The following is a 12,530-nucleotide window of genomic DNA, read 5'->3' on the forward strand; positions in this document are numbered from 1 at the left end:
CTGAAAACGCTTTTCAACAAAGCTTCCCGAGCAACGAGGCGCGCATTCTACAGCGTTCAATATCGCTGTCAACACACCCTTAAAAGTTCTTCTCAACTCCAGATATCCCCCGCCTGAGCGGTGCCTTGTCGTCGAGAAGGAGGCGCATTATATAGCGATCGACACCATCGTCAAGCGCCTTTTCGAGACTATTTTGAAGAATAGGTATATCTACCTACGTTAGCCGTCAACACTAATGGTAATCCCTCGACAGCGGCTGTAACTCACCCAACAGATAACTCATATCATCCAGCCTGCCCGCAATCAGATGAATCACACCGCCTTCACGCTCTATCACTCCCTTAACTTTTAGCAGTCGGGAGTTAAGCAGCGCGCTACGCTGGTGCTGAGCCGTAGCGCGCCATACCACCACATTACAATTACCCGCCTCATCTTCCAGCGTCACGAAGGTAACACCCGCTGCGGTACCCGGGCGTTGCCGACCGACCACCAACCCCGCCACCTCAACCAGCTGCCCATGACGCTGCTCCGGCAATACTGCCGTGGAGATACAACTTTTAAGCGCTTGACTACCGCGCAACAGCGCCAAGGGGTGAGGCCCAAGGCTCAACCCAAGCGCCTGATAATCCTCCACCAGCTCGTCCCCTTCATCGGCACAGGGCATAGGGTAGGCTGGCTCCCTCACCTTAAGCCCCAATCCGTCATCAGGACACTGCCCCAACAACTCCCAGCGCACCTGATAGCGTAGCCCTCCTAATGACGCTAGTGCACCACCGCTAGCCAAAAGACCCAGCGTATCCTCACCCAGCAGGGCCACCGTGCGCAGCGCGGCCAAGGAACAAAACCCCTCCCCGGGACGGCGCTCGACGAAACTCTCTACCTCCCTCCGCTTCAGCCCCTTGATAAGACACAGACCAAGACGCAGCGCGGGTTGTTTGCCTACCTCTCGATCCTCTGTATCCAATGTGTGCCCCCACTGACTGGCATTGATATCCGGCGGCAACACAGTTACCCCATGCCGCCTGAGATCCTGCACAATTTGCGAGGCTGAATAGAACCCCATAGGCTGGCTATTAAGCAGGGCACAGGCGAAAGCCGCAGGTTCATGACACTTTAACCACGCGGACACGTAGACAAGCAATGCAAAACTGGCAGCATGAGACTCAGGAAAACCGTACTCACCAAAACCGCAGATCTGTCGGTAAATGCGCTCGGCAAAGCCGGAACAATAGCCTCGCTGCAACATCCCCTCTAGTAAGCGAGTGCGAAAAGGCTGTAGCTCCCCACCCCGTTTCCACCGAGCCATCGCTCGACGTAGCTGATCCGCCTCCCCCCCTGTGAACCCGGCCGCCACCATCGCCAGCTGAATCACCTGCTCCTGAAAAATAGGGACGCCAAGGGTGCGCTCCAAAACACCGCGTACGGCTTCACTGGGATATTCAATCGCCTCGATGCCGTTCCGTCGTCGCAGGTAGGGGTGCACCATATCGCCCTGTATGGGTCCCGGCCGCACGATCGCAACCTGGATAACCAGGTCGTAGTAACAGGCGGGTTTCAAGCGCGGCAACATGCTGCCTTGAGCCCTGGACTCCACCTGAAACACGCCAACGGTGTCCGCCCGCTGCAGCATTGCATACACCTTCGGGTCTTCGGCAGGAATGTCGGCCATAGTAACCGGCCTCCCCCGCAGCCGTGACACATCCACCAAGGCTTTACGAATTGCGCTCAGCATACCCAGCGCCAGCACATCGACTTTCATCAGCCCCAACGCCTCCAGGTCATCTTTATCCCACTGAATAACCGTCCTCCCCGGCATTGCAGCATTCTCCTGCGGTACCAACTCCGAAAGCTCACCGGAGGCGATGACAAAGCCTCCCACATGCTGGGACAGGTGGCGTGGAAACCCCACCAGTTCGGCACACAGTCGAGGCAACAAGGTCGATTTAATGCCGCTCCCGGCCGGTAACTGTTCCGCTAGCTGCTGCTGCCACGGATAATCGGCATCGCGCCAATCCATACGAGCCAACAACGTATCGATCTCCCTGCGACTAAAACCCAACGCGCTAGCCGTATCCCGGACCGCACTGCGGGCGCGGTAACGAACCACCGCAGCGGCCAGTGCGGCCCGTTCACGACCATAACGCCGGTAGATATATTGAATCACCTCCTCGCGACGTTCATGCTCAAAATCGACATCAATATCCGGAGGCTCATTACGCTCTCGAGAGATAAAGCGCTCCAACAACATATTCACCCGTCGCGGATCAACGTCAGTAATCCCCAGGCAATAACACACCACCGAATTAGCGGCCGACCCCCGTCCCTGGCACAAAATGCCTTGCTCTCGCGCATAACGCACAATGTCATGGATCGTTAAGAAGTAGTGCCCGTATTCAAGCTCCTCAATTAAGGCCAGCTCCGCTTCTATCTGCCGCTGAATATTCTTCGGTGTACCCGTAATGAAACGGCGCACCTCTCCTTCACGCACCAGCGCTCGCAGCCAGCCCTGAACCGAAAACCCCTTCGGCAAAAGATCGGCTGGATACCGGTAATGCAACTCATCCAGCGAAAACCTGCACTGCTCGGCAACCCGCAGCGTTTCCCTCAACAGGTCCTGCCGGTACAGGGAGTTTAACTTGGTCAGGGATCGCAGGTGCTGTTCAGCATTCGGCGCCCCGCCATACCCCTGGGCAACCAGCGTGCGCTGATGCCGGATCGCCCAGACCAACTCCAACAACGGCAAGCGCCCTGGTTCGTGCATCAGCACCCGGTTAGTGCACAACGCGGGCAAGTTTTCGCGCTCAATCCATTCGAGCAGGTCGCGGTAACGCTGCCGGTCCCCGCTCATCAACAACCGCTCCACACCCACCCACCAGGGGATCGAAAGGTGTTCACGTAACCATTTTATTTGTGCCCCCCATTGATTACGCTCTTCGGGTATCCATAGCAGTAGACAGCGATCCAGCGCCCCCAAAAGATCTTCACGATAAAGAGTATATTCCCCTTTGGGGCTACGCCTTCGCGCACAGGTAATCAGCCGGCAGAGTTGCGCGTAGCCGGTTCGGTCACGCGCCAACAGCACAAATACCAACCCCTCTACGGAACGAAACTCGCTACCTACGATCAGCTGAATCGTCTCTTGCTTCGCTGCCAAATGCGCCTGCACAACCCCCGCCACCGAGCACTCATCCGTAAGGGCCAATGCCCGGTACCCTAACTGGGCCGCTCGCTGTACGAGCTCATGGGGATGCGACGCCGCCGTAAGAAAGCTGTAATTAGAGCGCACATGCAACTCGGCATAGCCTCGCCGCAACGGCTTATCCTTGGCCAGACTCACGCAAAATAACCCTGCAGATACCACTGTTTTCCCGCATCGCAATACAGCCAACAGAGCTGCCCTCCAACTCCCCGGGCAATATAATAGTCCCTGCGAACCATCTCTCCGTCCCACCACCCGCTGACGATGCGCTCGGCCCCCGCAAAAACCTGATACTCTCGCACATCGACAGACCGTGACCGGACCAACAACCAGGCTGGACGAGGCGAAAAGCACTGACTGGCACCCCCCCTTCCAGGTTGCACGCTCTCCCAAGCCCGCTCCGGACGGTAATCTTCACGACAAGCGATACCGTGCACAGCTCCATCTCCCAGCCGGGCACGTAACAGGCTGACCAACTGCGCAGCTTCCTGTGCACCACCAGCTGTGGCGGAAAATAGCTCTCCCTGATTAGCACCCCTGGCGTGTAAGTGATCAACCCTGAGCCGCACCCCCATTACCGGGGCTCTCAATTGAATTGATTCGAGCTTCATGCGGCTCAAACGCATCAACAAAGCCTCACGGTCATCCGGTTGCGCGCAGTGCACATGGAGGTGGCAACACACCTGCTGGCGGTGAAGCAACTCAAAGCACAACAGATCGGTTTGACGCTGCCGCTCGTGCAGGTAGCTGGCTAACTCCCCCACCAACCGCTGGATCGGAAACAGCAAACCGCTGGAAAACTCAACCTCGGAATAGAATTCAATACTGCGGTCAAACCGGTCCGGAAGGACAAAGCGGGGCCAGGATTCGGGGACCCTCCCCTGCAGCCGCTCCAGATACTGCAACAGCGGACGCCCAAAACGCCTCCCTACCGCCCCACGGGGCAGCCGCCGCAACTGCCCAAGTGATCGCACACCTACCCGCTGTAGCGTTTGAGCACTTTTACCAGGCAGATCCGCCTGATCAACGGGCAGGGCATCCAGTTGATCGCAAAGGCGTGACTTGTCCAGATAGCAGCCTCCCCTGCCCGCACGAGCCAGCAGCCTGGCCTGTAGCGGAGAACACCCCCCAGAGTATTGAAAAGAATAGGGTACCAGCAGCGGCTTCAAGGCACTCCAAAGCGCGTCGATATCCCCATAAAGGCGCAACATCCCTCCCACATCGAGAGACAATCCGGATGGAGGATCCAATGCTATATCTGCAACCCGCTGCAGTAGCGATGCTGCAATCGCCTCTAAAGCCCGGTGAGCACGGAGCGGAACGCTATCACACAACCGCAACCGGGGAGCGAGTAACATGGCATCCGCAACGCTCATTCCACAACGCACACCCTGCGCACTCGCCGCCTCATTCACGCTAAGCAGTTGTCCGCCCGCGCTATTGATCAGGGCCAGGGGTGCGTCTGGCGAAAATTCGGCACGCGCCAGATCCAGCTCGAGCCGATAAAAATGAAGGTACAACCAACCCACACGACCTACCTATACCCTCCCCCACCACAATCCAGATTCAGGTAAACACTACTGAACCCGAACCGGGCTGGTTTCGGCCCAAGGGCCCCGAATAACCTCGGCGGCGGTTTCAGCGGGCAGTCCACTCTCCGGCGCAGGTGAATCCAGGCCGACGACAAAGCGCGATACCGGCCAGCCGCCGCGTCGCTTAAGGATCTCTACGCCCACCCCTTGCAGGTCTGCACTTAACTTTACTCGCAGGGCCGCTACAGCCGACTGCTGCGCATAGATACTATCTCGCAATAAAAAACAGAGACTGTTGCCCTTGCGGGCAGCTAACTGCAGGCGGCGCAACTCACCCGCTGCAATATCACCCGGCCAGCCCAATACCGCACTGCATTCGCCGCCTGCCAGTGCTTGCTCTATCGCCCAAAGTCGATCCTTGAGCGAGTCGGCCCGCACTACCAATACCCGTGAAAGGTCAACACCCGCCGCCTGCAAGGCCGGCGCGTAAGGAATAGCCGGTGGAGCGACCCACAGCACCCAGCGCTCCTGTTGCCGACTCAGGCGCGCCAGCGCCGGCAATAGTATGCGCAATTCACCGATACCATCCCGCTCATACAACAGATCAGTCACCGCCCCCTGCGGCCAGCCCCCGCCCGGCAGCTCGTCATCCAGCACCCCATGACCACTGGATACCGCATCAGGAATAAATTGCTGCCACTCACTGGCTCGCCAAACTTCCAGCCCGGATTTATTGTTAAATTGCATGGGGCACCTCCATATACTGTACGAATAAACAGTATTGGTCATCCGTACAGTAAATGCAACCCTTTCCCATGGTGCTGGCACAGCGGGCGATCGATTTGCTAGCATCATTCCTATGAAGCCAAACCCCGAAGCAGAGGTCAGCGTTAGCCTGACCAATACACTACTGGATACCGCGGTCGAACTCGGACTCGACCGCGAGCAGTTACAGCAGGCAGCAGGCATCGGCACCAGCCAACTCGACAACCCCGACGACCGCATCCCTTTTCTGCTGCAGGAAAATTTGTGGATGCAGATCATTCAGCAATGCCCCGACACTCCGGTTGGACTCTTTATGGGGCTGCGTACCGAACCCGGAAGCTTTAATGTGCTGGGATACATTGCAATGAACAGCGCCACCCTGGGTGAAGCCTTTGGCCACGTGCAGCACTATCAAAACCTGGTTGGCGAAGGCGGTATCGTTGAGCAGGCTAATAGCGACCCAAACCGCTGGATCATTCATTACGACCCGGTCAACCCTGACCACGAATGCACCCACCATCGGGTCGCCGCCGTTTTGAGCAGCTGGGTCAAAATGGGGCAGTGGTTGGTTGATGGCTTTGCAGTCGAGGCTATCTGTTTTCGCAACCCTCCACCTGTCTGCGCAGCACAGTACGCATCGGAACTCGGCTACCCGGTTCGTTTTGACGCTGAGAAAAATGCCCTGCTACTATCACCTGCGATGCGCCACAAACCGATCCGGCAAGCCAACAGTACCCTCTGCACCCTGTTACGCAAGCAAGCCGACAAATTGATTGCGCAACTGCAGAGCAGCTCCCTCAGCCGCCAGGTCGTTACCCTGATTAGCCAACAACTGATGGGGCAAGAACCGGACAAGCAGCGCATAGCTCAAGCCCTTAATATGAGCGCTCGTACCCTGCAACGAAAGCTCGACGAAGAGCAGACCAGCTACCAGAAGTTACTCAGCAACACTCGCCACCAACTCGCCCTCGAGTACCTTGGTCGCGCCGACATCAGTAGTGGCGAGATCGCCTTTATGCTCGGATTTACAGAGCCCAGCACCTTCTATCGAGCCTTCAAGAAATGGACAGGGAAAACCCCAGGCCAGTATCGAAGCGCCCTACGAGCAAGTGCGGTAAATCACTAGCTATAACGGCGCAAAACCCCCATACGCCACCAGGCAGCAACTCCCAATAACAACAGGGTGAGTGCCGCCAACGAGAGCCCCTGCGCAGGCGCCATAAACTCCAGCACGACACCACACAGCAACCCCGAGCTGGCAGGCAGCACCTGGGTACTGATTGTGTACATACTCATAACACGCCCTCGATAGCGGTCTTCGGCATTCAGCTGCAGGGCCGCTACGATCAAGCTGACCGACACTCCTGCAAACAGCCCCGCCAACAACAGCCAAAATGACGCCTGCCACAGGTTTTCACTGCGGCTCAGGGCAAGCATCAATAAGGTTGAGACCAGCAAAGTCCCAATCACCGCCTTACCTTGGGCAAATCGTCGACCAAAGAGCATGCACACCACACCTCCAATAAACAGCGCTAACGCCATAACCGCCAGCAAGCCGCCTCGCTGCATGGGGGTTAACCCTAGCACCTCTATTGCAAAGCGAGGGATGATCACCTGTACAGGCCCCATCACCGAGTAAACGATCAAAGTTAATAGCAGCAACTGCAACATCAGTGGATTGCGGAGGATATAGCGAAACCCGCCCCGCACATCGTTCCACACCGAGGCTTCAGGTATCTCCGGAACACCTACCCGCACGCCTGACAGCAACAGGGTAGCCAGAAAAAACAGCAACAGAACCAACCCCAGGGGTCCATACCAACCGAAGGCTCCATGCAGCAACGCAATCAGGATCGGAGCCATACCAAAACCCAGCATAACCAGCACGTTAAACAGTACCGATACCCCGTGCAGACGACTGCGTGGCACTAACCGCCCCAACAACGCCAGCCGAGCCGGTGCAATAAAGCACCATGCAACCCCGGATAACGTGGACGCCAGCAAGAAAATAGCGATAACAATCGTCCGCGGAAACGCTACCATCTGCAATAACAACATAAGCGCGGCCCCGATAACGAAGAGCACCTGGGACAGGGCAATCAAAACAGAGGGCGACGTGCGATCACAGAGAGCTCCTGCGTACCACCCCAACAGCAGTGGTGCTCCGCCAAAACTCAAAAAGAAACCCACCCCCGCTAACAGGTCGGACTGCAGTACCTCCTGGGCGTAGAAGATCACGCTGTAGTTCATTACATGGCCACCGATAAAGGCCAGAAAGCAGGAGAGAAGAAATCGTGGCACAATAAGCATGAACACACCTTGAGAACAGAGGGTCACTGCACCCGAAAAATTTAGGCAGCCCCAAAAAAGTCACGCCCCCCTGCGTGTGCGGCCGCTATCCTATTGGCTGCTGAGACCACAAGGGGGAACTCCAGGTCCTGCCGAAAGTTAGCTGCCCGGGGTGAGATGAATCAGGGTCGGCTGACCATCTTCGATATGCCAGCTGGGAAAGTTGGAGTTGGTCGTAAATACCGAGCCGTCGGCCGCGATCTCGACATCCCGGGTAAAGGTGACCCTGCGCGGCATTGGGTACACACGCCACGCCCTCTTCTTGATGTCAAAGCTCAGCAACGTATCGGAGGCGTTACCGTTTACCCATACCAGGTCCCGCTCACGGTCAACATTCAACGAATAGGGGGTATCACTCCCCAGAGGCTCGGTCGGCATATCGTATCGGGTGAAGACCGATGTCTGCGGATCAAACTCCACAATCTGCCCCTCGGGAAACGCGGCGATCCAAAGGTGCCCACGAGAATCCGCCCGTAGCCTGCGCGGCCCTTTGAACGGTGTCGATATCATGGTCACCTCTCCGCTATCCGGATCGATCTTACCGATGGCGTCGGTATGCAAGCGTGCGAACCAGACCGTACCATCAGGCGCAATATCAATACCATAGGGTAACGGCAAGCCCATCGATTCCTTATCGATCGGGAGTGTATGCAGCGGTACCCCCCAGCGCGCGAGCTGCAAAATCAGGCTGCTGCCACTGACCGTCAGGCTTTCCTTGAGACTGCGGGTTGGCAGATCATAATAGGTAAACTCGCCACGCTGACGATCGAACATCGCCACTTGATTGGATATAGCCAAGGTAAACCAGACCCGATCCTGTTGATCTACCCGCACGGTATGGGGGTAGTACCCCTCCTCCATCTCGTGGACAGTAAACTCCTTACTCACCGGATCAAATTCCAGCAGCGCCTGCTGCACCGACGGGGTAATGAAGATATGGCCATCTTTGGGAGATTCGGCGAACGAATGAATACCCATATAGCTTTCATGCTTGGGGAACTGTTTGAGCTTTCCCGCAAGAATCCCACCCAATTCATAATCCATTTTCGGCAGCCGATACACGCGATATTCACCGCTAACCGGGTCAATTTCATAGAGCCGATCCTGAATATTATCGCCCACATAAACCAACCCGTTGGACGCCGCCAACAGATCATGCATTTGTGAAAAACTATCCCCTATTGGAAGCTCGCTTATCCGTGCATCCGCCAGCTCAACTTGCCAGGGCTTCTCAGCAGGGATCAACCCGGGATTGTCACGCAACTTGCGATACCCCTCCTCCAGCAGCTTGGGTAATCGATCCTGCGCGTCATCGTGCAGGCGAGAACCGTAACCGATCATGCGTTCAAAGGTGTCAGTCCACTCATCAGCACTTCTCTGCCAGCGTATATATTTAGTGCCTTGCTGATGACAAAAACCACACTGCAACACAAAGTGTTTTTTCAGCTCTTCATCCCCCTCCAGATCGAGTGCCGCCAGCCAGGTATTAGCCGCTCGACTGGCGGCCAATTTAACGGGATCCGTTTCTGGTTCCATCATCAGGGTAAAGCTCTGTTCAGTGCTGGCAGCAACGACCAGGTCACGGTAGCCCTGTTTGCGCAAGCGGTACCTAACCGGCTGGGTATAGGGTAGATCTGCCCATGTCAGGGAGCCATCGTCACTGGTAAAACGGGTAAACTCAAACATACCTCGGTTAACTATCCCATGGGGGGCATAGCCGTTATCCGATTTATCCAGCGCGAAGGTTTCGCTGGGGTAGGCGCTCACCATCACCGTTGATAGCGGTTGTCCCTGGGCATCATGCACCTTAAAACTAACCGCCTGAGCGGTAACCGCAAACGTCGCCAACAGACAAAGTACTACATATCTCATTCAGGAAACCTCCTGCCGCTTTTCTCGACATTCAAGATAGGCATCAAAAGCCTGCTCACTCGTGTACCGGGGGGTGTAACCAAACTCCGCTTTAAGGCGCTGGTTATCGAGCACGGGCCGATAACTGATAAATTTGACCTGCTCCGGCCCATACTGGTTGAGACCAAGGGGTTTAAGCACCGAGAGCGCACCGCGAATCAACCACGACGGCAGCGGCAAATAGGGCTTACCCAACCTGATCGCCAGTTGCGCCATCGACAGCGCGCCATCGCCCGCCACATTATAGATACCTGCGCTACGCTGCTGGATCCCCTGCACAATAATTTTCACCAAATCCTGGTCCCAAATAAAAACAAATGGACTGCGGCACCCGGCCACACCAATGATTCGCTTTTGCTCAAACAGGTTGGTGATCTGGTTGTTGGCGGTTGCCCCCAGTACGGTGCCAGGTCGCAATACGAGCTGCTTTAAGCTCGGATGCTGCTGACGATAATCGGCCAGCATCTCCTCAACCATGCGTTTATGCGCAGAATACGCAAAACTCTCATTTCCTCGCAGCGGGTCACTCTCGCTTAACCATTCGGGGTTGTCGGCATGGTAGCCGTAAGCCGCGCCACTCGTTGTCACCACAAACTGCTCGACCCCGGCTTGCTGCGCAGCATCCAGTACCTTTCGGGTACCTACAACGTCAATTTCATACAGGGTTTCACGGCTCATCCCCGGAGGGGGAACCACAATAGAGGCCAGATGCACCAATGTATCAACCTGCTCCTCTCGCAGCAGGGAAACCAACGCCTCCTGATCGCGAACATCGTGCAGTGAAAACCTATTCGCCAACTCCTCCACCTCGGCCGAGGGGCGAACATCCGTCGCTACCAGATGCCACTGCGGATGCTGTTCGACAATCTGCTGAACCAATTGGGTACCGATAAAACCTGTAGCGCCGGTAATCAATACCCTGCGCGCTTGCTGCGACTTCTGGTCTGCCATCACTCTGTCCACAGTTCTCTTATTATTGATGCTGTAGTAACAGGTTAGCTTGCGAAGTGACCAGGCGCAGTGACCCTGCAGGCCAACTCAGTGACCATAACGGTCAGCCTGACCCCATAGATAAAACTGAACAGGCGCCACTGGGCAGGAAGGGCAGGTAAAAAAACAGTGATGGGAAAGAATAAACGAGGAAAGATTACCGCGGCGGAACCAACCCGAACGGGACAGCACACACCGCGTTCTACCGCCCCTAGGGGAGTTGGAGCAGGTGATACTTTTTCTTGCCCAACTTGACAATAAAGTAGTGGCCGCAGAGGGCCTGATCGGCGGCAAACAGCTGGGAAAGCTGCATATTGTGCTCCATTGAGCACGCCTTGCCATTGATCAGCACCGCATTACGACCGAGAGCGTCCTTTACCTGCTTGCCCGAAGGAGCCATCCCTACATCGGCCAATAGCTGGGTCAGAGGCTTACCATCGAAAGTTTGCGGATCCAGGGTGTCGCATGGCAGGCCATCGAGCGCCAACTGCTGCAGGTCCTGCTCGGAAAGGCCATCCATACCACCGCTAAACAGCGCCTCGGTAATACGCAGCGCGGCTTGCAGCCCCTCCTCGCCGTGCACCAGACGGGTCACCTCAGTCGCCAGAATCTTCTGCGCAGACTTAGCCCCTTGAGTTTCGGCATCACGCTGCTCTATCGCCTCGATCTCGGCGATATCGAGAAACGTAAAGTAGCGCAGGAACTTGTAGACATCGGCATCTGCGGTATTGATCCAGAACTGATAAAAGGCGTACTGGGAGGTCTTGCGCGAGTCCAGCCAGATGGTACCGCTTTCAGTTTTGCCAAACTTGGTTCCGTCGGACTTGGTCACCAGAGGCAGGGTCAGGCCAAATGCCTGCTCACCATTCATACGCCGAGTGAGCTCGGTCCCGCCGGTAATATTGCCCCACTGATCGCTGCCACCAATCTGAAGGGTGCAACCATGGCGACGGTTGAGTTCAGCAAAGTCGTAGCTTTGCAGCAGCATATAGGTAAATTCTGTGTAGGAGATGCCGGACTCATCCCGATCAATGCGCTGGCGCACCGACTCCTTTTTAATCATGCTATTAACGGAGAAGTACTTGCCGACATCGCGCAAAAAGGTCAACACGTCCATGCCGCCGATCCAGTCGAGGTTGTTCACCACCTCGGCTGCGCTGTTTCCACAATCGAAGTCGATAAACTGGCTGACCTGGGAGCGGATCTTCTCTACCCAGCTCTCGACTACATCGCGGGTATTGAGCGAGCGTTCCTGCGCTTTAAAGCTGGGGTCACCAATCAAGCCGGTCGCACCACCCACCAAAGCCAACGGCTTATGGCCGGCGAGCTGAAAGCGCTTGAGCGCCAACAAGGGCACTAAACTGCCGATATGCAAGCTGTCGGCGGTGGGGTCAAAACCACAATAGAGGGTGCAGGTACCGCTATCAAGATGAGCAGACAGCTCCTCTTCTGCCGTCATCTGCGCGACCAGACCCCTTGCCTGCAGATCAGTGAGTAGTGCGTTTTGCCCTTTCGACATCAAAAACCCCATTTAATCAATAAGTTACAAACAACAAACGCTCCCCCTTACCACGCCAATCAAACGAGGCCTATCGGGAGCGCTGATATTACAGAAACCCGCATGAAATTACAGCCCACCGCCGTCCCCGCAGCAGCCGGGAAACTCTCCTTTTAGAACGATTGCAGTTAACAGGCCAGCACTTAGAATGTTATCCTCTTATCGCGTTTGGCTCTGACCTACCCAGTTTGAAAGTTGATCCACTGCCTAATTTCAAAAGAAAGTC

8 protein-coding genes are annotated in these 12,530 nt (G+C 56.1%); 1 reads left to right on the forward strand and 7 read right to left on the reverse strand.

Annotated elements, in window-relative coordinates:
- Positions 1 to 232: 232 nt before the first annotated feature.
- The 3 genes from ACP3PW_RS00005 to imuA are packed head-to-tail and all read right to left on the reverse strand — an operon-like array spanning position 233 to position 5,478.
- The gene (locus ACP3PW_RS00005) at positions 233 to 3,337 is read right to left on the reverse strand and encodes an error-prone DNA polymerase (RefSeq protein WP_426414601.1); all 3,105 of its coding nucleotides are present in this window, start codon (positions 3,335 to 3,337) and stop codon (positions 233 to 235) included.
- On the reverse strand, positions 3,334 to 4,728 hold the full coding sequence (locus ACP3PW_RS00010; RefSeq protein WP_426414602.1) for a Y-family DNA polymerase: 1,395 nt from the start codon (positions 4,726 to 4,728) through the stop codon (positions 3,334 to 3,336). Before ACP3PW_RS00010 ends, ACP3PW_RS00005 begins: the two co-directional genes overlap by 4 nt.
- A gap of 48 nt (positions 4,729 to 4,776) precedes the next feature.
- Positions 4,777 to 5,478 carry a translesion DNA synthesis-associated protein ImuA gene (gene imuA / locus ACP3PW_RS00015; RefSeq protein ID WP_426414603.1) on the reverse strand — a complete coding sequence of 234 codons (702 nt, stop codon included), beginning with the start codon at positions 5,476 to 5,478 and terminating at the stop codon, positions 4,777 to 4,779.
- Between the two features lie 112 nt (positions 5,479 to 5,590).
- Here imuA and ACP3PW_RS00020 point away from each other — a divergent pair, with 112 nt between their 5' ends.
- A complete protein-coding gene (locus ACP3PW_RS00020; RefSeq protein ID WP_426414604.1) occupies positions 5,591 to 6,622 on the forward strand; it encodes an AraC family transcriptional regulator in 1,032 nt (343 codons plus the stop codon).
- Here the strand turns inward: ACP3PW_RS00020 and ACP3PW_RS00025 are convergent.
- The 4 genes from ACP3PW_RS00025 to tyrS form a co-directional block, all read right to left on the reverse strand.
- Complete coding sequence (locus ACP3PW_RS00025) at positions 6,619 to 7,806, reverse strand: MFS transporter (protein WP_426414605.1); 1,188 nt, start codon at positions 7,804 to 7,806, stop codon at positions 6,619 to 6,621. The two genes, ACP3PW_RS00020 and ACP3PW_RS00025, sit on opposite strands and share 4 nt — an antisense overlap.
- A 138-nt stretch (positions 7,807 to 7,944) precedes the next feature.
- Positions 7,945 to 9,717 (reverse strand): hypothetical protein, encoded by a 1,773-nt coding sequence (locus ACP3PW_RS00030; RefSeq protein ID WP_426414606.1) that lies wholly within the window; start codon positions 9,715 to 9,717, stop codon positions 7,945 to 7,947.
- On the reverse strand, positions 9,718 to 10,707 hold the full coding sequence (locus ACP3PW_RS00035; protein WP_426414607.1) for an SDR family oxidoreductase: 990 nt from the start codon (positions 10,705 to 10,707) through the stop codon (positions 9,718 to 9,720). It abuts the gene before it with no gap.
- A gap of 250 nt (positions 10,708 to 10,957) precedes the next feature.
- A complete protein-coding gene (tyrS, locus tag ACP3PW_RS00040) occupies positions 10,958 to 12,265 on the reverse strand; it encodes a tyrosine--tRNA ligase (RefSeq protein WP_426414608.1) in 1,308 nt (435 codons plus the stop codon).
- Positions 12,266 to 12,530 lie beyond the last annotated feature (265 nt).

Source organism: Aestuariirhabdus sp. LZHN29 (assembly GCF_049985285.1).
Classification (GTDB): domain Bacteria; phylum Pseudomonadota; class Gammaproteobacteria; order Pseudomonadales; family Aestuariirhabdaceae; genus Aestuariirhabdus.

Coding starts and splice junctions, on each gene's coding strand:
- imuA (WP_426414603.1), bottom strand. CDS start 5,478: ATGCAATTTAACAATAAATCCGGGCTGGAAGTTTGGCGAGCCAGTGAG.
- ACP3PW_RS00020 (WP_426414604.1), top strand. CDS start 5,591: ATGAAGCCAAACCCCGAAGCAGAGGTCAGCGTTAGCCTGACCAATACA.
- ACP3PW_RS00025 (WP_426414605.1), bottom strand. CDS start 7,806: ATGCTTATTGTGCCACGATTTCTTCTCTCCTGCTTTCTGGCCTTTATC.
- ACP3PW_RS00030 (WP_426414606.1), bottom strand. CDS start 9,717: ATGAGATATGTAGTACTTTGTCTGTTGGCGACGTTTGCGGTTACCGCT.
- ACP3PW_RS00035 (WP_426414607.1), bottom strand. CDS start 10,707: ATGGCAGACCAGAAGTCGCAGCAAGCGCGCAGGGTATTGATTACCGGC.
- tyrS (WP_426414608.1), bottom strand. CDS start 12,265: ATGTCGAAAGGGCAAAACGCACTACTCACTGATCTGCAGGCAAGGGGT.